24 protein-coding genes are annotated in these 20,525 nt (G+C 67.7%); 16 read left to right on the plus strand and 8 right to left on the minus strand.

Features of this window, described 5'->3' with window-relative positions:
- Nucleotides 1-301: 301 nt before the first annotated feature.
- Nucleotides 302-658 (minus strand): hypothetical protein, encoded by a 357-nt coding sequence (locus BLV57_RS21980; protein WP_091291580.1) that lies wholly within the window; start codon nt 656-658, stop codon nt 302-304.
- 75 nt (nt 659-733) lie between these two features.
- Nucleotides 734-1,147, minus strand: coding sequence for a VOC family protein (locus BLV57_RS21985; RefSeq protein WP_091291581.1), 414 nt, complete (start codon nt 1,145-1,147; stop codon nt 734-736).
- Between the two features lie 94 nt (nt 1,148-1,241).
- Here BLV57_RS21985 and BLV57_RS21990 point away from each other — a divergent pair, with 94 nt between their 5' ends.
- On the plus strand, nt 1,242-1,796 hold the full coding sequence (locus BLV57_RS21990; RefSeq protein ID WP_091291583.1) for a TetR/AcrR family transcriptional regulator: 555 nt from the start codon (nt 1,242-1,244) through the stop codon (nt 1,794-1,796).
- Here the strand turns inward: BLV57_RS21990 and BLV57_RS21995 are convergent.
- Nucleotides 1,793-2,593, minus strand: a complete 801-nt coding sequence (locus BLV57_RS21995; RefSeq protein WP_091291585.1) for an alpha/beta fold hydrolase — start codon at nt 2,591-2,593, stop codon at nt 1,793-1,795. The two genes, BLV57_RS21990 and BLV57_RS21995, sit on opposite strands and share 4 nt — an antisense overlap.
- A gap of 170 nt (nt 2,594-2,763) precedes the next feature.
- Here BLV57_RS21995 and BLV57_RS22000 point away from each other — a divergent pair, with 170 nt between their 5' ends.
- The 9 genes from BLV57_RS22000 (at nt 2,764) to BLV57_RS22035 (ending at nt 10,743) form a co-directional block, all read left to right on the plus strand.
- Complete coding sequence (locus BLV57_RS22000) at nt 2,764-3,072, plus strand: hypothetical protein (RefSeq protein WP_091291586.1); 309 nt, start codon at nt 2,764-2,766, stop codon at nt 3,070-3,072.
- 50 nt (nt 3,073-3,122) lie between these two features.
- The gene (locus BLV57_RS22005) at nt 3,123-4,937 is read left to right on the plus strand and encodes a tetratricopeptide repeat protein (RefSeq protein WP_342741214.1); all 1,815 of its coding nucleotides are present in this window, start codon (nt 3,123-3,125) and stop codon (nt 4,935-4,937) included.
- A gap of 127 nt (nt 4,938-5,064) precedes the next feature.
- On the plus strand, nt 5,065-5,199 hold the full coding sequence (locus BLV57_RS44410) for a putative leader peptide (RefSeq protein WP_425426016.1): 135 nt from the start codon (nt 5,065-5,067) through the stop codon (nt 5,197-5,199).
- A gap of 86 nt (nt 5,200-5,285) precedes the next feature.
- Nucleotides 5,286-6,968: a nitrite/sulfite reductase gene (locus BLV57_RS22010; protein WP_091291590.1), complete on the plus strand. Its 1,683-nt coding sequence runs from the start codon at nt 5,286-5,288 to the stop codon at nt 6,966-6,968.
- Nucleotides 6,965-7,114 (plus strand): Insertion element protein, encoded by a 150-nt coding sequence (locus BLV57_RS43985; RefSeq protein WP_091291592.1) that lies wholly within the window; start codon nt 6,965-6,967, stop codon nt 7,112-7,114. Before BLV57_RS22010 ends, BLV57_RS43985 begins: the two co-directional genes overlap by 4 nt.
- Nucleotides 7,111-7,806 carry a phosphoadenylyl-sulfate reductase gene (locus BLV57_RS22020; RefSeq protein WP_091291594.1) on the plus strand — a complete coding sequence of 232 codons (696 nt, stop codon included), beginning with the start codon at nt 7,111-7,113 and terminating at the stop codon, nt 7,804-7,806. Before BLV57_RS43985 ends, BLV57_RS22020 begins: the two co-directional genes overlap by 4 nt.
- Nucleotides 7,807-7,817: 11 nt before the next feature.
- Nucleotides 7,818-8,738, plus strand: a complete 921-nt coding sequence (gene cysD, locus BLV57_RS22025; RefSeq protein WP_091291596.1) for a sulfate adenylyltransferase subunit CysD — start codon at nt 7,818-7,820, stop codon at nt 8,736-8,738.
- Entirely contained in the window at nt 8,738-10,000 is a 1,263-nt protein-coding gene (locus BLV57_RS22030) for a sulfate adenylyltransferase subunit 1 (protein ID WP_091291598.1), read from the plus strand. The genes cysD and BLV57_RS22030 overlap by 1 nt, the downstream gene beginning before the upstream one ends.
- Entirely contained in the window at nt 9,997-10,743 is a 747-nt protein-coding gene (locus BLV57_RS22035; RefSeq protein ID WP_091291600.1) for a sirohydrochlorin chelatase, read from the plus strand. Before BLV57_RS22030 ends, BLV57_RS22035 begins: the two co-directional genes overlap by 4 nt.
- On the opposite strand, the gene BLV57_RS22040 is transcribed toward BLV57_RS22035, so the two are convergent.
- Nucleotides 10,676-11,986, minus strand: coding sequence for an alpha/beta hydrolase family protein (locus BLV57_RS22040; protein WP_091291602.1), 1,311 nt, complete (start codon nt 11,984-11,986; stop codon nt 10,676-10,678). The two genes, BLV57_RS22035 and BLV57_RS22040, sit on opposite strands and share 68 nt — an antisense overlap.
- Before the next feature lie 114 nt (nt 11,987-12,100).
- Nucleotides 12,101-12,658: a winged helix-turn-helix domain-containing protein gene (locus BLV57_RS22045; RefSeq protein WP_091291604.1), complete on the minus strand. Its 558-nt coding sequence runs from the start codon at nt 12,656-12,658 to the stop codon at nt 12,101-12,103.
- A 241-nt stretch (nt 12,659-12,899) separates the two neighbouring features.
- On the opposite strand from BLV57_RS22045, the gene BLV57_RS22050 reads away from it, so the two are divergent.
- Both BLV57_RS22050 and BLV57_RS22055 read left to right on the plus strand, forming a co-directional pair.
- A complete protein-coding gene (locus tag BLV57_RS22050; protein ID WP_091291606.1) occupies nt 12,900-13,526 on the plus strand; it encodes a cyclase in 627 nt (208 codons plus the stop codon).
- Between the two features lie 75 nt (nt 13,527-13,601).
- On the plus strand, nt 13,602-14,375 hold the full coding sequence (locus tag BLV57_RS22055; protein WP_091291607.1) for an enoyl-CoA hydratase family protein: 774 nt from the start codon (nt 13,602-13,604) through the stop codon (nt 14,373-14,375).
- A 230-nt stretch (nt 14,376-14,605) separates the two neighbouring features.
- Here BLV57_RS22055 and BLV57_RS22060 read toward each other — a convergent pair whose 3' ends face one another.
- The 3 genes from BLV57_RS22060 to BLV57_RS22070 are packed head-to-tail and all read right to left on the minus strand — an operon-like array spanning nt 14,606 to nt 15,611.
- The gene (locus tag BLV57_RS22060; protein ID WP_091291609.1) at nt 14,606-14,965 is read right to left on the minus strand and encodes a barstar family protein; all 360 of its coding nucleotides are present in this window, start codon (nt 14,963-14,965) and stop codon (nt 14,606-14,608) included.
- Entirely contained in the window at nt 14,962-15,411 is a 450-nt protein-coding gene (locus tag BLV57_RS22065; RefSeq protein ID WP_091291611.1) for a guanyl-specific ribonuclease, read from the minus strand. Before BLV57_RS22065 ends, BLV57_RS22060 begins: the two co-directional genes overlap by 4 nt.
- An 11-nt stretch (nt 15,412-15,422) precedes the next feature.
- Nucleotides 15,423-15,611, minus strand: a complete 189-nt coding sequence (locus BLV57_RS22070; RefSeq protein WP_091291612.1) for a hypothetical protein — start codon at nt 15,609-15,611, stop codon at nt 15,423-15,425.
- 57 nt (nt 15,612-15,668) lie between these two features.
- On the opposite strand from BLV57_RS22070, the gene BLV57_RS22075 reads away from it, so the two are divergent.
- The 4 genes from BLV57_RS22075 to BLV57_RS22090 all read left to right on the plus strand — a co-directional run bounded on the left by BLV57_RS22075 (nt 15,669) and on the right by BLV57_RS22090 (nt 20,517).
- Complete coding sequence (locus BLV57_RS22075; RefSeq protein ID WP_091291614.1) at nt 15,669-16,634, plus strand: zinc-binding dehydrogenase; 966 nt, start codon at nt 15,669-15,671, stop codon at nt 16,632-16,634.
- A 184-nt stretch (nt 16,635-16,818) separates the two neighbouring features.
- Nucleotides 16,819-17,868, plus strand: coding sequence for an alpha/beta hydrolase (locus BLV57_RS22080; RefSeq protein ID WP_091291615.1), 1,050 nt, complete (start codon nt 16,819-16,821; stop codon nt 17,866-17,868).
- An 82-nt stretch (nt 17,869-17,950) separates the two neighbouring features.
- Nucleotides 17,951-19,015 (plus strand): alpha/beta hydrolase, encoded by a 1,065-nt coding sequence (locus BLV57_RS22085; protein ID WP_091291617.1) that lies wholly within the window; start codon nt 17,951-17,953, stop codon nt 19,013-19,015.
- 83 nt (nt 19,016-19,098) lie between these two features.
- The gene (locus BLV57_RS22090) at nt 19,099-20,517 is read left to right on the plus strand and encodes an amino acid permease (RefSeq protein ID WP_091291618.1); all 1,419 of its coding nucleotides are present in this window, start codon (nt 19,099-19,101) and stop codon (nt 20,515-20,517) included.
- The last annotated feature ends 8 nt before the right edge of the window (nt 20,518-20,525 follow it).

The following is a 20,525-nucleotide window of genomic DNA, read 5'->3' on the forward strand; positions in this document are numbered from 1 at the left end:
CCGTGACGTGGCCTTGGCTGGCGTGCACGGGCGGGGCTTGTGTCACGCTCAGCGGAACGAAAGTGACTTATGTGTGGTGGTGTGTGGGAAACGAGGCGTTCAACGCTCCGTTTCCCACACGCCGGGCCCCGGCCTGGGTGACAAGGGCGGCCCTTGTCACGTGCCCAGGGTGGACGAGCCCGAGCGAGTGGAAGAATTTCTGCATCTAACGGAGCAAACCTTCCACCCGCGCCGAGACTCGCGTGGCAGGTAGCCAGGTACCGGTCCGCTAGAACCGGCCGCAACACTCACGACCCCTGGCTTACGGCCTGGCGGCGATCGACACGTCGATCGAGTTCGTCCGCACGCCGTTGTCGAAGGTGACCCACATCGCCGTGCTCAAGCTGAGCGAGAAGTCGTCGACGCGGTACTGCATGTACCACTCGCCACGCCCGTTCGACTCGATGTCCTTGCTCAGCGGCATGTCCACGACCAGCCGCCAGGCGAGGTGCGCCTTGGCCCTGGCCGGGCAGCCGGTGGCGCGGAACTCGTAGACCTCGCCCTTGTAGAGCACGCCATTGGCGGTGGGTTTCGCCAGCGTGCAGATCGGGGCCGCCGAGGCCACGCCCGGCACCAGCATCGAAGCGAGCACCGCCGCGGCGACGAGCATCCTGCGCATTCCGTCCTCCGTCCTTTGTAGATCGGGGTCCGAAACTAGCCGGGAAACGATCTTGCCGCGGCGGAACTCACCCGATCAGGCAAACCCGTTCGCGGCAAGCCATTCCGGCGACGGCGGGATCAGCTCGATGATGTCGAGCAGCAGGCCGTTGCAGTCGAGCGCGTAGAAGTGCCGCTGGCCGTACTCCTCGTCCTTGAGTTCCTGGACGATCTTCACCCCTTCTTCCTTCAGCCGCGCCTGCTCGGCGGCGGCGTCTTCGACCATGAAGCCGAACATGAGCCCGGCCGGGTCCTGTGTGCGGTAGCCGTCGGGCACCGACTCGTGGCCGCGCCGCACGAAGCTGAGTTCGAACTGCTCCGGCCCGAGGTTGAAGCTGACGAACCAGTCGAGCTCGACGGTCACCTTGAGCCCCAGGTGACGCTGATACCACTGGCTGGTCGCGGCGATGTCGTCCACCAGCGCGCCCGGCCCGAAACCCTTGATCTTCAAACCCGCCTCCTTTGAACCACTCTGTTTGTAGCACTTTAGCCATAGTGGTTTGATGGATGCAAGTCACAGAACGTTCGTTCTCTAGACTGGTCTCATGACCGAGACACTCAGCCCCCGCGACCGCCTCCTCGAGACGGCATCCCGCCTCTTCTACAGCGAGGGCATCCACACCGTGGGCGTCGACAAGCTCGTCACGGCCGCGGGCGTCACGCGGGCCACGTTCTACCGCCACTTCCCCACCAAGGAAGACCTCGTGGTCGCCTACCTGCGCTCGCAGCACGACCAGATCCGCGCCGGCGTCGAAAGCGCCGCCCGCACCGAGCCGGACGGCGACGCCGCGCTCGCGGTGCTCGACTTCGTCGGCGACTCGACCTGCGGCGCCGGTTTCCGCGGGTGCCCGTTCATCAACGCCGCCGCCGAGTACTCCGACCCCGAGAACCCCGTCCGCGTGATGGTCAGCGAGCACCGCGCCTGGTTCCACGACGCACTGCTCGACCTGGTCACCAAGGCGGGCCATCCCGACCCCACATACGCGGCAGCCGCCCTGGTGCTACTCCGCGACGGAGCGCTCCAGGGCGGCGAACTCGACGATCCCGAGCAGGTCAAGGCGACGTTGCGCCGCGCCTGCCGTCAGGTGCTGGCTGCTTAGCGAACGCTCTTGGCGGCGTCCAGGACGATGTCGGCGACGGCATCCGGCCGCGAGACCGAGACGGCGTGCGAAGCCTTGACCTCGACGGTCTTGGCGTGCGCCCGCTGCGCCATGAAACGCTCGGCCGAGGCCGGGATCGCGTTGTCCTGCGACGCGACCAGCGCCCACGACGGGATCGTGTGCCACGCGCCGGCGCCCTCGAACTTGGTCCCCAGCGCGGACCCATCGATCGGCCGCTGCGTCGCGGCCATCGCCGCGGCCTGCGACGCGGACACATCGGCGGCGAAGACGTCACGGAACGCGGACGGCTTGATGTAAACGTCGGTCCCACCCGGGTACGCGACGGTGTTGATGGTGCCCGGCCCGAGCTTCCCGCCCTGGGACAGCTCCCCCGCGGTCTCGCCGGCATCCGGGAGGAAGGCGGCGATGTAGACGAGCGCCTTCACGTCCGGGTCGTCCTGCGCGGCCTTCGAGATGAGCACCCCGCCGTACGAGTGCCCGACCAGCACGATCGGCCCGTCGATGCTCTGCAGGACGCTCTTGAGGTACGCCGCGTCCGACGCGACCCCGCGCAGCGGGTTGGCGGGCGCGACCACCTGATATCCGCGCCGTTGCAGCTTCTTCGTGACATCCGTCCAGCTGGAGGCGTCCGCGAAGGCGCCGTGCACCAGGACCACTGTCGGCTTCGCCTTCTGGCTCGCCGTGTCCGCCGAGGCAGCGCTCCCCGAAACCGCGAAGGTCCCGACCAGAGCGGTGACAGCGGCGATCCCGGCCAGTGCGCGCTTGAGGTTCTTCATGAGATCCAGCCCTTCGGTTCGAAGTAGAAAGAACGTTCGTTCTTGTTGGTGAACAAGGTAGCCCGCGGATCCCGAACTCGTCAACTGTGTCGTGGAGCACGGTTGCCGTCGGGGCGCACGCTAGGTGTACCGGTCGTAACGTTCCGCCTTCACAGCCGACTACTTCCGGTATGAGGGGTCTCGAAGACGTCGTCGGCCTGCTGGCCGACCACGCCAAGCACGCTCTGGCCGGCGAAACCAGTACCCACCTCACACACCTGTACCAAGTCGTCGCCTCGAAACTCGGCAAAGATCCTTCGCTGAAGAAGCTCGAAGAAGAAGTCGGCGATTCCGGCGAGGTGAGCACTCGCACGCAGGCTCGCGTACGACTGGCGTTGGAGGACGCAGCGGAAGCCGACCCCCGATTCGCGGAGATGCTGCTCAGCGCGATCGGTGATGACACGCCAAACCCTCCGGAGCCGGACCGGACCCGAGCCTGACCGCGTCCGGCGACACTCTTGTTTCACCCCAAGCAGGCAGGCTCACCACGATCGTCGGCCGCGAGTCCGAACTCGCACAGCTGCACTCCGCCCGCGTCCCCGGCGAGCGCGTGGTCCGGGTATTGACCGGGATGGGCGGCGTCGGCAAAACCAGCCTGGCTCGTGCCTACGCTCAGCGCTACCAGCGTGAATACGGACTTGTCTGGTGGGTGCACGCTGAGGAGCACGGCACCATCGACCGCGATTTCCGGTCACTACTGGAACTTCTGGTCCCGTACCGGGCGGAACGAGTCAATGACCCGGTCGCCCGCGTCCACGAAGCATTGCTGAAAGAGCGAAAGCCCTGGTTGCTGATCCTCGACAATGTCACCGACCCCGCGGCAGCGTACGGATTGGTCCCTGCCACTGGCGATGGCCTGGTGCTGATCACCAGTCAGTCCGCGCATTGGCCTGGTGAACTGAGTGTCGGCGTCGGTCAGCTCGGCTTGGACAGCTCCATCGAGCTGCTGCTGTCGTTGTCACAGGATGACGACGAGCGCACCGCCGAAGCACTGGCAGAGGAGCTTGGCCGACTACCGCTCGCGCTGGTCCAAGCAGGGTCATTCGCCAGGGCCAACGCGGTCGAGCTGGCAACCTACCTGCGGCTCTACCGAACACATCGCGCCGAATTGCACCAAGTCAAACAGATTCACGACGATTACGCGCACACCATCGCCACCACTTGGCAAGTGGCGATCGACAGATTACCGCCCAGCGCCCGCACTGTTCTCAACTTGCTGTGCTGCTACGCATCGGACGCGATCCCTGTCGCGGCGCTCCTTTCGTCGGAGCCAGGGATCGCGCTACCGCAAGACCTTGCTCCCCGCGTCCGACCGCTGCTCAGAAACGAGCTGACCCGACATCGGGCCGTCGGCGAATTGCTGGCATACAGCTTGATCACCCCGACCGACGGGAAAACGGCGTCCTCGGTGAACGTCCATCGCCTTGTCCAAGCAGTCAACTACGATCGACTCGTCTCCGATGACACAATGACCGACTGGGTCACCGCCGCACACGACCTCATGCTGGCCATCAGCCCATGCGCACTGACCGATGCCGAGACCGTCGAGCGCTGGCGGGCAGTCCACCCGCATCTGCACGCGGTGGTCGAGCACCTCCCGGCTGAAGCTGCCGCGACACTGGACACTCGCGAACAGCTCGCCAATCTCACCGGTCAGGGAGGCAACGCCCGGCAAGCTCGCGACGAGCTCGCCACACTGCTTCCGCTACGGGAACGCGTTCATGGTTCGAATGATCACCGCACGCTGACCGCGCGCAACAATCTCGCGTTTTGGACCGGCGCCGCCGGGGAGCCCAGAAAAGCCTGCCTTCAATTGGTCACGCTGCTTTCGCTGCGCAGGCGGCTCTACGGAGCTGAAGACCCTCGCACCTTGACCGTTCGGCACAACTTCGCCTTCTGGATCGGCAAGGCGGGCAAGCACGCCAAGGCACGCGACCATTTCGCCAGGCTTCTGCCTGTGCGCGAACGCGTACTAGGCCATGAGCATCCGCATGCCCTGCTGACTCGCAGCAACCTGGCCCGCTGGACCGGCCACGCCGGCGATCCGGCAAGTGCCAGGGACATGTTCGCCGAGTTACTGGTGGTGAGTGAGCGAGTACTCGGCCCGGAACACCCGGACACGCTGGCCACCTGCGGCAATTACGCCTTCTGGACTGGCCGCGCGGGCAACGCGGCCGTCGCGGCGAACCTGTTCTTCGGGTTGGTCGCGCTGTGCGAGACCGTCCTTGGCCCGGAGCATCCGACCACGTTCACGATCCGAGCCAACTTCGATCACTGGAGCACTCGATCGAACAGCTCGGGCTAGCCGCGGATACCCCAGAGCCTACGACCTCGCCCATGAGAAAGGCCGCTGAGCAAGAACCGCCCTGCGATCCCCACCACACTTGACACAACATCATGGCCCTGACCAGGCAAAACGTGCCGATCTCAGCATGCGGTCGCCGCTAGACCACATTGTGGGCACATGGCACGCTGCAAGGGTGACTCGCGCCGGAATCCGCCTTGTGGCTCGTCGCCACATCGATCTCCGGCGCGTGGCGAGCGCACTCTGCGCTGCCGACCGCTGACTCCCTGCCACCACCGCATCACCAGAAGACGGACCAGGCAGCGGCCGCCGGTGCGGTCGTGCCTCGAACAAGCCCGGAGGACACTCATGGCGACCCCGACCGGCCGCGCTCCGCGTGTCAAGCAGAAGCGGGGCGAAGGCCAGTGGGCTTTGGGCTACCGCGAGCCGCTCAACCCCAATGAGCGGTCCAAAAAGGACGACAACCCGCTCAACGTGCGTGCCCGCATCGAGAACATCTACGCGCGCGGGGGCTTCGACTCGATCGACCCCGGTGACCTGCGGGGACGGTTCCGCTGGTTCGGGCTGTACACCCAGCGCAAGCCGGGGATCGACGGCGGGCGGACCGCCCTGCTGGAGCCGGAAGAGCTCGACGACCGCTACTTCATGCTGCGCGTCCGGATCGACGGCGGCGCGCTGACCACCGAGCAGCTCGCGGTGCTCGGTGAGATCTCGCAGACGCACGCGCGCGAGACCGCGGACATCACCGACCGGCAGAACATCCAATACCACTGGATCCAGATCGAGGATGTGCCGACGATCTGGCAGAAGCTCGAGGACGCGGGCATGACCACGATGGAGGCGTGCGGTGACAGCCCGCGCGTCATCCTCGGTTCGCCTGTCGCGGGGATCGCGGCCGACGAGATCATCGACGGCACGCCTGCCATCGACGAGATCAAGCGCCGGTACATCGGCGACCCTCGGTACTCCAACCTGCCGCGCAAGTTCAAGACCGCCGTCTCCGGGCAGGCCGATGTCGCGCACGAGATCCACGACATCGCGTTCGTCGGGGTGGTGCACCCCGAGCACGGGCCCGGCTTCGACCTCTGGGTCGGCGGCGGCCTGTCGACCAACCCGATGATCGGGCAGCGGCTCGGCGCCTGGGTGCCGCGCGACGAGGTGCCGGACGTCTGGGAAGGCGTCATCAGTGTGTTCCGCGACTACGGTTACCGCAGGCTGCGGGCCCGCGCGCGGATCAAGTTCCTGGTCAAGGACTGGGGAGCCGAGAAGTTCCGCCAGGTGCTCGAAGACGAATACCTCAAGCGCAAGCTGATCGACGGGCCCGCGCCCGAGGTGCCGGACAAGCCGCTCGACCACGTCGGCGTGCACCCGCAGACCGACGGCAAGTTCTACGTCGGCGCCGCGCCGATCGCCGGGCGGGTCGACGGAGCGACGCTGATCGCGGTCGCCAAGGCGGCCGAGCGCGCGGGGTCGAACCGGGTCCGCCTTACCCCGCAACAGAAACTCGTCGTGCTCGACATTCCCGAGACCGAGGTCAAGGCGCTGGTTTCGGAGCTTGCCGAGCTGGGACTGCAGGCGGAACCTTCGCCATGGCGGCGCGGGATCATGGCCTGCACCGGGCTGGAGTTCTGCAAGCTCGCGATCGTCGAGACCAAGGCACGCGCGCACAAACTGGTCGGGGAGCTGGAAAAGCGGCTCGCCGACATCCAGTCCGAAATAGACACTCCGGTCACCGTGCACCTCAACGGCTGCCCCAACTCCTGCGCCCGCGTGCAGACGGCGGACATCGGGCTCAAGGGCCAGATCGTCACCGACGACGAGGGCAATCAGGTCGAAGGCTTCCAGGTGCACCTCGGCGGCGGGCTCGGCCTCGACGCCGGGTTCGGCCGGAAACTGCGTGGCCACAAGGTGACCAGCGCCCAGCTGACCGAGTATGTCGAGCGCGTCGTGCGCGCGTACATCGCCGGACGTGAGCCCGGCGAACGCTTCGCGCAGTGGGTCACGCGTGCCGACGAGAGCGTGCTGCAGTGACCGAGCGCGCGACCCCTTTCTACTGCCCATATTGCGGCGATGAGGATCTAAGGCCGGAAGAAAACGGAGGCTGGCTTTGTTCGGCCTGCCGACGGGTCTTCTCGGTCAAGTTCATCGGCCTGTCCCTACCGGAGGCGAGTAGATGACCACCACAGCCGATTACAAAACGCTGGCGGAGCGGGCTTCCGCGGAACTCGCGAACGCCACCGCTGAAGAAGCACTGCGCTGGACCGCCGAAACCTTCGGCGACGACTTCATCGTGGCGTCCAACATGCAGGACGCCGTGCTGGTCGACCTGGTCACCAAGGTCAAGTCCGATGTGGACGTCCTGTTCCTCGAAACCGGCTACCACTTCGCGGAGACCATCGGCACCCGCGACGCGGTCGCCACCGTGTACCCGGACATCCGCATCGTCAACGCGCAGGCCGATCAGAGCGTCGCCGAGCAGGACGCCGAGTACGGCCCGAAGCTGCACGAACGCGACCCAGGCCTGTGCTGCAACCTGCGCAAGGTGGTGCCGCTGCGCAAGACGCTCGCGAACTACTCGGCGTGGGTGACCGGCGTCCGCCGGGTCGACGCGCCGACCCGCGCGAACACCCCGATCGTCACCTGGGACGACCGCAACGGGCTGGTGAAGATCAACCCGATCGCGCCGTGGACGGACGACGAGTTCAACGACTACATCGCCGAGCACGGGATCCTGCAGAACCCGTTGGTGTCCATCGGATATCTGTCGATCGGCTGCGCGCCGTGCACCGCGAAGGTCGAGCCGGGCCAGGACCCGCGCAGCGGCCGGTGGGCGGGCCAGTCCAAGACCGAGTGCGGTTTGCACGGCTGAGAAGGGGATTCATGACCACGCTCGAACCGGTGACCGACGCGGCACAGGACAACCTGGCCGCGCTGGAATCCGAGGCCATCCACATCTTCCGTGAGGTCGCGGGCGAGTTCGACCGCCCCGTGATCCTGTTCTCCGGCGGCAAGGACTCGACACTCCTGCTGCACCTCGCGATCAAGGCCTTCTGGCCGGCGCCGGTGCCGTTCCCGCTGTTGCATGTGGACACCGGGCACAACTTCGACGAGGTGATCGAGTTCCGCGATCGCGTCGTCGAGAAGCACGGGTTGCGCCTGGTCGTGGCGAAGGTCCAGGACTGGATCGACGACGGCAGGCTGGAAGAGCGTGCGGACGGCCTGCGCAACCCGCTGCAGACCACGCCCCTGCTCGAAACGATCGCCGAGAACAAGTTCGACGCCGTGTTCGGTGGCGGGCGGCGCGACGAAGAGCGCGCACGTGCGAAGGAGCGGATCTTCAGCCTGCGCAACGCTTTCGGGCAGTGGGAGCCGCGGCGCCAGCGGCCGGAACTGTGGAACCTCTACAACGGACGGCACCGCCCCGGCGAGCAGGTCCGCGTGTTCCCGCTGTCCAACTGGACCGAGGCGGACGTGTGGAACTACATCGCCCGCGAGAAGGTCGAGCTGCCGTCGATCTACTACGCGCACCGGCGCGAGGTGTACCAGCGTGACGGCATGTGGCTGGCCGAAGGTCCTTGGGGCGGCCCGAAACCGCACGAAGAGGTCAAGGAGCTGACCGTCCGCTACCGGACCGTCGGCGACGGCTCGTGCACCGGCGCGATCGAGTCGACGGCCGCGACCGTCGAAGAGGTCATCGCCGAGGTGTCGGCCAGCAGGCTCACCGAGCGCGGCGCGACCCGTGCCGACGACCGCATGTCCGAAGCAGCCATGGAAGACCGTAAGCGAGAGGGCTACTTCTGATGAGCAGCTTGTTGAGGCTGGCCACCGCGGGCAGCGTGGACGACGGAAAGTCCACGCTGGTCGGACGGTTGCTCTACGACACCAAGTCGGTGCTCGCCGACCAGCTCGACGCGGTCACCCGCGCGAGTGTCGACAAGGGACTGTCCACACCGGACTTGAGCCTGCTGGTCGACGGGCTGCGCTCGGAGCGCGAGCAGGGCATCACCATCGACGTGGCGTACCGGTACTTCGCCACGCCCAAGCGGAGTTTCGTGCTCGCGGACACCCCGGGCCACGTGCAGTACACGCGCAACACGGTGACCGGGGCGTCCACCGCGCAGCTCGCCGTGCTGCTGGTCGACGCGCGCAAGGGCGTCATCGAGCAGACCCGCCGTCACGCGGCCGTGCTGTCGCTGCTCGGCGTGCCGCAGCTGGTGCTGGCGGTCAACAAGATCGACCTGATCGACTACGACGAAGCCACCTTCGCCGTCATCGCCGACGAGTTCCACTCGCACGCCAAGTCGCTCGGCTACCAGGACGGCACGGTGCTGTCGATCCCGGTTTCCGCGCTGGAGGGTGACAACGTCGCCTCGAAGTCGGACCGGACGCCGTGGTACACCGGCCCGACCCTGCTGGAGCACCTGGAGAACGTGCCGGTCGCGCCGGACCCGCACGACGCGGCGTTCCGGTTCCCGGTGCAGTACGTGATCCGCCCGCGCACGCCCGAGTACCCGGACTACCGGGGTTACGCCGGGCAGATCGCGGCGGGCACCGTCCGCCCCGGTGACGCCGTCGTCGTTCTCCCCCAAGGACTGCACACGACGGTCGAGCGCATCGACACGCCAGGCGGCCCGCTCGAAGAGGCGGGCGCGGGCAGCTCGGTGACCATCCTGCTGGCCGACGATTTCGACATCGCCCGCGGTGAGCTGATCGCCTCGGCCGACCGCCAGCCCGCGGTCACCGACGAGATCTCCGCCGCGCTGTGCTGGCTGTCGAGCAAGCCACTGAAGCCGGGCGCGCAGGTGTGGGTCAAGCACGGTGCGAAGACGGTCAAGGCCATCGTCGAGGAGCTCAACGCGCGCTTCGACGAGCAGACACTGTCCACTGTGGGTGATCCGGAGTCGTTGCAGCTCAACGACATCGGCCAGGTCACCTTGCGCCTGTCCGAAGACCTGCCGGTCGACGACTACCGGCTCAGCCCGCGCACCGGCGCGTTCATCGTGATCGACCCGAAGGACGGCGACACACTCGCCGCCGGGCTGGTCGGCGAGCGGTTCGCATGACGGTGCCCTTGGTCGCGGTCGCGCACGGAAGCCGGGATCCCAGATCCGCGGCGACCGTGCGCGCGCTCGTCGAGGTCGTCCGCGCGCAGGCGCCCGAACTCGACGTGCGAGTGTCCTTTCTCGATTTGTCGACACCGCTCGTGACCGACGTGCTCAACGAGCTGCACCGCGAAGGCCATCGCGAAGCCGTGGTGGTGCCGTTGCTGCTGGGCAGCGCCTACCACGCGCGGGTCGATCTGCCCGCGCTGGTCGAGTCCGTCATCCGGCCCGGATTCGCGGTGCACGTCTCGGACGTGCTCGGCATCGACCCCGCGCTGGAGGCCGTCGCGCTGGACCGGTTGTCCGGCGCCGACCTGACCGACGCGGGCATCGTGGTCGCCGCGGTCGGTTCGTCGAACGCGGGCGCCAACGCGGCCGTCGCCGCGCTGGCCGCCCGCTGGAAGCGAAGGCTCGGCCTGCCGGTGACGCCGGCTTTCGCCAGCGCCACCCAGCCCGACATCCCGGCTGCCATCGCCGAACTGGGCACCAAGCGGACCGTGGTCGCGTCCTGGTTCCTCGCGCCCGGCCTGCTTCCCGACCGGATCGCGGCATTGGCGAGCGAGGCGGACTTCGTCGCCGAGCCGCTGGGACCGGATCCGCGCGTCGCCCAGGTCATCCTGGATCGCTACGAAGCCGTTATGGCACAAGCAATCCCCAGTACAGCGCCCACGGAACGAACACGAGCGAGCCGCCGAGCAGCGTGAACGTCCGCTTGCGCTGAGCAGGTGACCGGCGGTAGCGCACGGCCGTCCCGATCGCGGCCACCATGGTCGCGGCCGCGAGCAGCTGGAGCAGCAGCCACAGGATCGGCCTGCCGAGCACCACCGGGCCGATGTTCTTCATGCCGCCCATCTGCATGAAGGCGAAGAACGCCAAGAAACCCACGACCGTCGCCGTGCCGGAGACCGCGAGCAGACGCGCCGGACGAGCGCTACGGCGCAGAAACACGCAGCCGAGGAACGCTCCGAGCAGCGCCAGCAGCACGATTCCTTGTGCCCATGGGGATTCGTACCAGGCTAGCGGAGGCAGTGGCTCGGTCAGGCGTTCTTGTTTCGGCGGATTCTCGACGGTCACGCCGGTCCGGTGCCCGAGCCAGGCGTCCACCGCGGCGGGATAGCCGGGAGCGAGCGTCGGCAGCTTGTCGAACCCGCGATCCGTTGTCTCGTTGAGATCAGGGCCGCCACCGGGGACGAACCGGATCGCGTGATTCGGATTGGCGGCGAGCGCGTCCGCGAAGATCCGTGAGCTCTCCTCGGGCGGATGGTTGATGTCCAGGTCGCCCCACAGCGCCAGAATCGGCTGGCGCACCTGCTTCAGCACGGCGACCCCGTCGTATCCCGCCTGGGGGAAGAGCCCGGCGCCCACCGCGAACCGGGTGCCGGTGTACGGCAACGCGCGCAGCAGTGAGCCCGAAACCCCTTGGTGCCGCAATACATTTCCCCAGTACCAAGCCGTCTGACTGGCTCCCGGTATCGCCGACGCGCCGGCGGTGATGACGTACGCGATGTGCTCGGACTTCGTCGCGGCGAGCGGCGCGACCCAGGCGCCTTCGCTGACGCCCCAGACACCCACGTCGCCCGGATCGACGCCCGGCTGCGCGCGCAGAGCGTCGACGGCGCCGATCAGGTCGTCCGCGAGCAGCCCGTAATCCCGCTGAGTGGTCGAATACCCGACCGTGCGGCGGTCGTAGATGAGCGTGGTGACGCCCAGGTTCGCGAACATGTCGGCGTGCGCCCGCAGATCCGCGCGGACCCGCCAGTTCGAACCGCCTTGCAGCACGATCGCCGCTCGTGGCGGGACTTTGGGCCGGATCAGCGTGCCGTGCAACGTGACACCACCGCCGCCGGTGAACGGGAGGTCGTCCGGTGCGGCGGACGCCTGGCCCGGAGTCAGCAGTAGTAAGGACAAGACCGCGGCGGCGAGCCGCGATTTGCGTGAGGGCAGCATTCAGTGCTCTCCTTGCTTCGGAGTTTCGCGTGCTCGTGAAAGCACCCCGCGAGGGGTGGGTGGTGCGTGGTTCTTCACTCCTGGGTTGCCGAGTGGCAGCTCGGCAACCCAGGCTCAGTCCTCCTTCGGTCGTGGTGTCGGGAAAGCCAGGCAGCGCGTCTCGACACTGCGCGCGCCCGGCGGGGTCTCGGACTCTGGCCGCTGGTAGCGCCGGAGCAGCGCGAGGTACTCCTCGAAGAAGTCGCCCAGCTCGTCCAGGGTCACGCGGATCGAGCCGCGCGAGTACGGCACCGCGTCCGCCCACTCCCCCAGCGACGCGCGCTCGGACTGGAACCTGTCGTACAGGTCGGTGTCGCCCTGGAGCCACAGCCGGTGCAGATCGCGCATGGCGTCGGACGGATCGTGCTCGGCTGGCTTCGGCAGCCGGAGGTCGTGCTCGAGCACGCGCCACCAGCGCTCGCGGCCGTGGCCCTTGCCCTCGATCTCCTCGACGAACCCGTTTTCGGCGAGCACGCGCAGGTTGTAGCTGGTGCCGCCGCTGGTGACACCGAGCTGCGCGGCCAGCGTCGTCGACGTGGCCGGACCTGCCTTGAGTTGATCGAGTATGCGCTGACGTAACGGATTCGCGAGCGCTTTCAACGCGGCGAGATCAGCACGGCGTGGTTCGGCCATGCGCTCCAAGGTAGCAGTGCATGAAAACTCATGCACGAAACTTCGTGCACTACCTCGCGAACGGTGGCCGGGATTCGCCTGATCAGCCGAGCAAGTCGGCCATTACGTGAAACTTTTTCCCATTTGGCTTCACTCGCCGCTTATGGGAACGGTCAATCCTTGACGGCTTTCTTAACTTGCCGGTAACTATCTAAACGCCGCGCGGCTTCTCACCATCTCCCCCCTCCCCTTTGGAGCTTCGATGAAGTCAGCTCTGCGCCGAACCCTGACCGCGGCCGCTCTGGCGGCCATCCCCGCTCTCGCGCTCACCACACCCGCTTCCGCGGCCACGTCGATCAACTTCGACTGCCAGGCCAACGCGCCGATCGTCGGCCCGCAGAAGGCGAACTTCGCGCAGGACGCCACCGTCACCGCACCCGCGACGGTCGCGCCGGGCGCCAACCTCGACATCGTCATCGACCCGGCGCCCAACACGCTGCCGACCACGGTCGCCGGCTACAAGCTGAAGGAGGTCAAGACCTTCGCGTTCAAGTTCCCGATCCCGGCGAACTCGACCTTCGTGAAGGCGACGCTCTCCGGCGGCTCCGGCCTCGGCTCGACCCCGCCGACCATCGCGGTCTCGGGCGGCGTGGCGACGCTGAGCTTCCCCGGCCCGATCAAGGGCGGCGCGGCCTTCGAGCTGCCGACCGTCACCGCGACCTTGAAGGCGGGTGCGTCCGGCACCATCCAGACCAAGATCGCGGGCACCAGCTACACCGACCCCGGCCTGACCTTCACCGCCGTGGTCAGCTCGTTCATCGACGTCTCGGCGCCGACGGCCTGCTTCCCGAACCCGAGCCCGGTCTTCACCACCACGACCATCGGCTGACCCACCCGGGATAAAGCGGGCTTTACTCCGCGGCGGAGTAAAGCCCGCTTTATCCCGGAGCCTTAGGGTGTGGGCATGGCTGACGAACTGGTGCACTACGAGGTGGCGAGTGGCATCGCCACGATCACGCTGGACTCCCCGCACAACCGCAACGCGCTGTCCGCGCAGCTGCGCCGCGAGCTGAGCGAGAGCCTGGCCAAGGCCCGCGAGGACGACGCCGTGCGGGTGATCGTGCTGACCCACACCGGCCCGGTGTTCTGCGCGGGCATGGACCTCAAGGAGGCACGCGGGGCCGGCGCGGGCGACCAGGGCGTCAACGAGTTCCCGCAGATCCTCGACCAGCTCTGGACCAGCCCGAAGCCGGTCGTCGCCCGCCTCGCGGGCCCGGCGCGCGCGGGCGGCATCGGCATGATCGCCGCGACCGACATCGCGGTCGCGGTCAAGACGGCGACCTTCGCGTTCAGTGAGGTGCGCATCGGCGTGGTGCCCGCGATCATCTCGCTGACCGTGTTCCCCCGGCTGAACGCCCGCGCGGCACACGAGCTGTTCCTCACCGGCGACACCTTCGACGCCGAGCGCGCCGCCGCCATCGGCCTTATCAACTCGGCTGTCGACGCCGACGCGCTCGACGCCGAGGTCGAGCGCTACGTCAAGGCGCTCACCCTGGGCGGGCCGAAGGCTTTGGCAACCACCAAGGAGCTTCTGAGCAAGCCTCGCCCGGCGACGCCGTCGGAAGGCTTCGAAGAAATGCTCGCGCTGTCGACGCGCTTCTTCGCCAGCGAAGAGGGCCAGGAGGGCATCACGGCCTTCGCGCAGAAGCGCAAGCCCAACTGGGTTCCTCAGGACTGAAGGGTCGTGAGTGTTTTGGCCGGTTAGAACCGGCCATACCACTCACGACCCGCGCCTGGCATGGCTTTGGCTGGTGCGGCACGCGCGGTCACGCTCAGGTGACAAGGGCGGCCCTTGTCACCCAGAGCGTTGCAAGGGCGAGCCTTGTCACGTGCCAGAGGTGGCTGGGCGAGCGAGTGGAAGAACTTCCGCACCTGCAAGTGCCGGTCGGCTAGCGCCGTCCCCAACGCTCACGAGTCCGTGAGTACCACGGTCAGCCGCCGGTCGTCGGTCCGGTCGCCGCCGGGCGCGAGAGCCCGTTGGGCGTCCGAAAGGACACCGCGCACCGCGAGATACGCCTTCGGGTCGGTCTCCTTGAGACGGTCGGAGCCCGGCCAGATGAGCACGTGCTCCCCGGGCCGCAGCCACGACAGGTCGGTCAGCGAGTCGTAGAGCGCGTCGAGGTTGCGGCCGAAGTACTCCGGGAACGACAGCGCGGCCGCGATCGCGTCCATTGCCGAGAGCTTGTCGACGGCGCGCTCACCGTCGATGACGTGCGGGTGCGCGCCGCGGGCGCGGGCCTGGGCGACGGCCGTCTCGGTGGCGGTCATTTGGCCGGGTCCACGACGACGAAGGACGAGTAGTGGTCGCCCGTGTAGTAGAGCTCCTTCGACTGCCCGGTCACCAACCGCCTGGCGCCGCGGTCCGGGCTGCCAGGGGTCTTCACCGTGTACTCCTTGTAGTACCCGGAATCCTTGCGGGGCAGGATCTTCTCGCGGTTCTCGAACGGCACGCCGTCGTTGCGCGGGTACGGGAACGGGCCGTTGGCCTTGATGAGCTTCCAGGTGTCGCCCGCCTCGGACGGCAGCGTCGAGAGGCCCTTGACCGGCAGGCCGGAATCACTGCCCGGAAGCTTGCCCGAGGAAACGGCTTGAGAAGAGGACGGAGCGGGCTTCGCCGGCGCGTCATCGGAGATCTGGGTCTTGACCAGCCAGCCACCGAGCACCAGCACGATGAGGCCGATCAGCGCGGCGGTGATCCGCCTTCGGTTGAACATGGTGCGCCAGCTTAGGAGGAGCGGTCGCGGCCCGTGCCCAGCCACCCCGCCAGCGCGCCGACGGCCTTGTCGATCAGCCAGGCCACCAGGAGGCACAGCGGGACGAGCACGGCCAGCACGAAGACGAACTGCAGCAGGAACGGCAGCTGCGCGAGCCACAGCTCGACGCCGTCCCACCAATCAGCCAGGCCGTTAAACACAGCACAACGGTACCCGCGACGCTGCGCGGGCACTTGCCTGCCCGGTAGGTTGCAGGCATGTTCGCCGTGTACGCCTCCGCGCCCAACGCCGAAAAGCCGCTCGAGTCGCTGGTCGTCGGCGAACGCCCCGACCCCGAGGTGCCCGAGGGCTGGGTCCGCGTGGCCGTCAAGGCCGCGAGCCTCAACATGCACGACCTGTGGACGCTGCGCGGGGTCGGCATCAAGCCGGAGCAGTTCCCGATGATCCTCGGCTGCGACGGCGCGGGCGTGCTCGACGACGGCACCGAGGTCGTGCTGCACGCCGTCGTCAACGCGCCGGGCTGGCAGGGCGACGACACCCTCGACCCGAAGCGCACCCTGCTGACCGAGAAGCACCAGGGCACCTTCGCCGACTACGTGATCGTGCCGAAGCGCAACGTCATCCCGAAGCCGGCGGGCCTGTCCTTCAGCGAGGCCGCCACGATGGGCACGGCCTGGCTGACCGCGTACCGCATGCTGTTCGTGAAGTCGGGACTGCGACCGGGCCAGACGATGCTGGTCCAGGGCGCGTCCGGCGGCGTTTCGACGGCGCTGATCCAGCTCGGCCGCGCGGCCGGGTTCCGGGTCTGGGTCACCGGGCGCAGCGAGGAGAAGCGCGCGCTGGCCACCGGCCTCGGCGCGCACCAGGCGTTCGAGTCCGGGGCGCGGCTGCCTGAGCGGGTCGACGCGGTGTTCGAGACGGTCGGCAAGGCGACGTGGTCGCACTCGGTGAAATCGCTCAAGCCGGGCGGCATCATCGTGGTCTCGGGGTCGACCAGCGGGCCCGACGCGCACGCCGAGCTGCAGCGCGTTTTCTTCCTTCAGCTGCGGATCGCAGGCTCCACGATGGGCACCCGCGACGAGCTCGCCGACCTGCTCTCCTACGTCGACCTCAAGGGCATCAAGCCGCAGATCGGCCAGGAGCTGCCCTTCGAGCGTGCCGAAGAGGGCTTCAAGAGCATGTTCGAGGGCGACACAGCGGGCAAAATCGTGTTCACCAAGTGACCTTGACTTGGTCTAGACCCCTTCGTGATACGTCCGTGCCCCGTTAGGGGTACCCCTCATTTCCTCCGCAGGTCAGCAGCCAAAACCGCGTGACCAGCACATACGTATGTCTAAGATCGTTGTGACCTTTTCGTGACCTGTGATCTGCGCCCCAAAAGCAACATCCGATGTCTAACCTAGACACATGACCGCAACACAGCGGCCGGCGCCGGCTTCACCGGCCGGCCAGACGAAAGTGACCGACCCGACGTCCATCAGGGTGACGTACCGGCGTTTCGCCGGTGTGCGCACCCGTGTCCTCGAAGTCGGCCCACCGGCCGCCGACGGCGAAAGCGGGCGCACCACCCGCTTTCGACGCGGAGCAGCGCGGACGCCCAGCCGTCCGACCACTCCCCGTCTCGTGTTGTTCCACGGGTTCTGCGACAGCGCGGACACGTGGCGCCCCGTACTGACCGAACTCGCCAAGGCGGGCGTCCCGGCCATGGCGGTCGATCTCCCCGGCTTCGGCGAGGCCGATGAGCTGCGAGCCGGCGCCATGCTGCCGCAGCTCGACGCGTTCGCCGCCGCGGTGATCCGTGAGCAGTCCGTGCTCGGCCCGGTCGTCATCGCGGGCAACTCGCTCGGCGGCACGACCTGCCTGCGCGCCGCCCAGAACGACAAGCTCCCGATCGCGGGCGTCGTCTCGATCGCCGCGCCCGGTTTCGTCGACTCGTGGGTGGTCCGCGCGGTCGCCAAGTACCCGATCCCGCTGCGGCTGTACTCGTCGCTGCCGCTGCCCGTGCCGTCGTTCCTGGTGAAGACCATCGCCGAGAACGTGGTGCCGCACTTCCTCTACGCCAACGCGGGCTCCGCGGAGAAGGAGCACGTCAAGCGGTTCGTCGACCTGTTCCCCGACTACAAGGCCACCACCGTGCGCCTGGAGCAGGCCAGGCAGATGGTGACCGAGCTGGAGAACGCCTACCAGCTCGAGGCCATCTCGTCGCCGCTGCTGGTCGTGGTGTGCGGCAAGGACAAGCTGGTCAGCGCCGCCTCCGGGCGACGGCTGCACGCGCTGGTCCCGCACAGCAGGCTCCTCGTCCGCCAGGACTGGGGTCACTGCCCCCAGCTGGACGACCCGGCCGAGATCGCCGAACTGCTGACATACTTCGCCGCCGGCGTTACCCGTACGACCAAGTCCGAGCGCAAGCTGGTGGCCGTGTCGGACGTCGCCACCGCGCAGGAAGCGGTCGGCTGAGTCACCCCCCGTCCCACGCACCCGGCGGCCCGATCATGGGCTGCCGGGTGTTTTCGTTCGCCGTCACGAAAGGGATCCACGCATGATCGGCTGGAGAAAGCGCTTACTTCTGGGCGTGCTGAGTGCCGTGCTGGGTTCGGCGCTGCTCGCGCCGCCTGCCGCGACCGCGGCGCCGCCGGCCTGTCAGGACTACTCGGTGCCCGTGCTGCTCGGGCTGCTGCCGCAGACCATGCACGGCAGCCTGTGCGCACCGCCGGGCGCGACGACCGTCCAGGTGCTGGTGCACGGCGGCACCTACAGCGGGTACTACTGGGACTTCCCCCTCCAGCCGGAGGTCTACTCCTACCGCCGCGCAGCCAACGAACGCGGCTACGCCACGTTCACGATCGACCGGATCGGCTACGGCCAGAGCAGCCGCCCGCTGAGCACGCTGCTCACCGGTGTCGGCCACGCTTCGACCGTCCACCAGGTCATCCAGAAGCTGCGCGCGGGCCAGATCGGCGGCACGCCGTTCGGCAAGGTGCTCCTGACCGGGCATTCGCTCGGCAGCGGGACTTCGATCCTCGAAGCGGCCACCTACCACGATGTCGACGGCGTGCTGCTCACCGGCGTCACGCACCACTTGTCGGCCAGCGCGCTGCTCGAGGTCTTCACGTCAGGCGTCTACCCGGCCGCGCTGGACCCGAAGTTCGGGCTCGCGTACGAGGGCTACTACACAACCGTGCCTGGCAAGCGCCGCGACCTCTTCTACGGCCCGCACGACGACCCGGCCGTGATCGCACGCGACGAGCAGCTCAAGGAACCGGTCAGCCTGACCGAGGTCGCCGACCTCACCACGCTCGCGTTCACCGCGCCGGCTTCGCTGAACATCACCGCGCCGGTGCTGATCGCCAACGGCACCGACGACGCGTTGTTCTGCCAGGGCCTGCTGGCTTCCGACTGCGCGTCCGCGGCGAACCTGAAGGCACAAGAAGCGCCCTACTACTCGCCAGCGGCCTGCCTGCGGACCTTCGTGCTGCCCGGATCCGGGCACAACATCGCGCTGACCCCGGACACCGCGCGGTTCCGGGCGGCGGCGCTGGACTGGGCCGACACGTTCGTCGGAACGGACGCCGACAAGCGGCCATTGCCACCAGCAGCCTGCTGAGTTACTCACCCACTAGTACGGTGCGCTGTTAGGTCCGAAACCCGGGCCTGACAGCGCACCGAAGAAGTTGGGAGCCCACCGCCATGACCTCCGGGGTTTTCCGGCGAAAGCCGATTGAACAGATCGAGGATTCCTCGGGTGAGGGCGGGCTGACCCGCACACTCGGGCTGTGGCAGCTGACCGCCATCGGCGTCGGCGGCATCATCGGCGCGGGCATCTTCGCGCTGGCGGGCAGTGTCGCCGCCGGTGACAAGTCGGCTGGCATTCCCGGTGTCGGGCCCGCCGTGCTGATCTCGTTCCTGATCGCCGGTGTCGCGAGCGCGGCGGCGGCGTTCTCGTACGCCGAGTTCGCCGGGCTCATCCCCAAGGCGGGTTCGGCCTACACCTACGGATACGCCGTGCTCGGCGAGATCGTCGGCTGGTTCATCGGCTGGGACCTGCTGCTGGAGTACACCGCCATCGTCGCGGTGGTCGCGATCGGCATCTCCGGCTATTTCAGCTTCCTGTTGCAGCAGCTCGGGCTCGACCTGCCGTCGTGGATGCTCGGCGCGCCGGGCACCGGTGACGGGCACGTGGTCGACCTGTTCGCGGTCATCCTCTGCCTGCTGATCGCCTACCTGCTCAACCTCGGCATCCGCGCGGCCGCGCGGTTCGAGACCGCGATGGTCATCCTCAAGGTCTTCATCGTGCTCGTGGTCGTGCTGGTCGGCTTCTTCTACATCAAGACCGGCAACTACTCGCCGTTCGCGCCCGCCGGGTTCGGCGGCGCGGTGACCGGCGCGGCGACCGTGTTCTTCGCGGTGTTCGGCTACGACGCGATGAGCACCGCCGCCGAGGAGTCCAAGGACGCGCAGCGGCACATGCCCAAGGCGATCCTGTACTCGCTGGGCATCTCGATGGTGCTCTACGTGCTGGCCTGCCTGGTGCTGACCGGTATGCAGAACTACACCCTCATCGACCCGAAGAGCGGCTTCTCGAGCGCGTTCAAGTCGGTCGGGCTGTCCGGGCTGGCCACGGTGATCGCGATCGGCGCGATCGTCGGCATCATGACCGTGCTGTTCACCTTCCTGATGGGCGCGACCCGCGTCGGCTACGCGATGAGCCGCGACGGCCTGCTGCCCAAGTGGTTCGGCAAGACGCACCCGACGCGTCACGTGCCGACCCGGTTCACCTGGATCCTCGGCGGCGCGGCCGCGGTGATCGCCGGGTTCCTGCCGATCGGCGAGGCGGCGGAGCTGACGAACATCGGCATCCTGCTCGCGTTCGTGGTCGTCTGCGTCGCGGTGATCGTGTTGCGCTACAAGCAGCCCGACCTGCCGCGCACGTTCAAGACGCCGGGCATGCCGGTGGTGCCGCTGATCGGCATCGGCTTCTCGATCTGGCTGATCACCTACCTGCAGCCGGAGACCTGGCTGCGGTTCGCGGTCTGGTTCGTGATCGGCCTGGTGATCTACTTCGCTTACAGCAAGCGGAACTCGCTGCTGAACCGCTCAGCCGAGTAGACCGGACC

Source organism: Amycolatopsis xylanica (assembly GCF_900107045.1).
Classification (GTDB): domain Bacteria; phylum Actinomycetota; class Actinomycetes; order Mycobacteriales; family Pseudonocardiaceae; genus Amycolatopsis; species Amycolatopsis xylanica.

Excerpts from the sequence above, each read along its gene's own strand:
- cysD (WP_091291596.1), top strand. The coding sequence starts at position 7,818 with ATGACCACGCTCGAACCGGTGACCGACGCGGCACAGGACAACCTGGCC.
- BLV57_RS22065 (WP_091291611.1), bottom strand. The coding sequence starts at position 15,411 with ATGTTCAACCGAAGGCGGATCACCGCCGCGCTGATCGGCCTCATCGTG.
- BLV57_RS22075 (WP_091291614.1), top strand. The coding sequence starts at position 15,669 with ATGTTCGCCGTGTACGCCTCCGCGCCCAACGCCGAAAAGCCGCTCGAG.
- BLV57_RS44410 (WP_425426016.1), top strand. The coding sequence starts at position 5,065 with ATGCGGTCGCCGCTAGACCACATTGTGGGCACATGGCACGCTGCAAGG.
- BLV57_RS22035 (WP_091291600.1), top strand. The coding sequence starts at position 9,997 with ATGACGGTGCCCTTGGTCGCGGTCGCGCACGGAAGCCGGGATCCCAGA.
- BLV57_RS22010 (WP_091291590.1), top strand. The coding sequence starts at position 5,286 with ATGGCGACCCCGACCGGCCGCGCTCCGCGTGTCAAGCAGAAGCGGGGC.
- BLV57_RS21990 (WP_091291583.1), top strand. The coding sequence starts at position 1,242 with ATGACCGAGACACTCAGCCCCCGCGACCGCCTCCTCGAGACGGCATCC.
- BLV57_RS22020 (WP_091291594.1), top strand. The coding sequence starts at position 7,111 with ATGACCACCACAGCCGATTACAAAACGCTGGCGGAGCGGGCTTCCGCG.
- BLV57_RS22090 (WP_091291618.1), top strand. The coding sequence starts at position 19,099 with ATGACCTCCGGGGTTTTCCGGCGAAAGCCGATTGAACAGATCGAGGAT.
- BLV57_RS22045 (WP_091291604.1), bottom strand. The coding sequence starts at position 12,658 with ATGGCCGAACCACGCCGTGCTGATCTCGCCGCGTTGAAAGCGCTCGCG.
- BLV57_RS22085 (WP_091291617.1), top strand. The coding sequence starts at position 17,951 with ATGATCGGCTGGAGAAAGCGCTTACTTCTGGGCGTGCTGAGTGCCGTG.
- BLV57_RS22060 (WP_091291609.1), bottom strand. The coding sequence starts at position 14,965 with ATGACCGCCACCGAGACGGCCGTCGCCCAGGCCCGCGCCCGCGGCGCG.
- BLV57_RS22050 (WP_091291606.1), top strand. The coding sequence starts at position 12,900 with ATGAAGTCAGCTCTGCGCCGAACCCTGACCGCGGCCGCTCTGGCGGCC.
- BLV57_RS21995 (WP_091291585.1), bottom strand. The coding sequence starts at position 2,593 with ATGAAGAACCTCAAGCGCGCACTGGCCGGGATCGCCGCTGTCACCGCT.
- BLV57_RS22055 (WP_091291607.1), top strand. The coding sequence starts at position 13,602 with ATGGCTGACGAACTGGTGCACTACGAGGTGGCGAGTGGCATCGCCACG.
- BLV57_RS22080 (WP_091291615.1), top strand. The coding sequence starts at position 16,819 with ATGACCGCAACACAGCGGCCGGCGCCGGCTTCACCGGCCGGCCAGACG.
- BLV57_RS22030 (WP_091291598.1), top strand. The coding sequence starts at position 8,738 with ATGAGCAGCTTGTTGAGGCTGGCCACCGCGGGCAGCGTGGACGACGGA.
- BLV57_RS21980 (WP_091291580.1), bottom strand. The coding sequence starts at position 658 with ATGCGCAGGATGCTCGTCGCCGCGGCGGTGCTCGCTTCGATGCTGGTG.
- BLV57_RS22040 (WP_091291602.1), bottom strand. The coding sequence starts at position 11,986 with ATGCTGCCCTCACGCAAATCGCGGCTCGCCGCCGCGGTCTTGTCCTTA.
- BLV57_RS22000 (WP_091291586.1), top strand. The coding sequence starts at position 2,764 with ATGAGGGGTCTCGAAGACGTCGTCGGCCTGCTGGCCGACCACGCCAAG.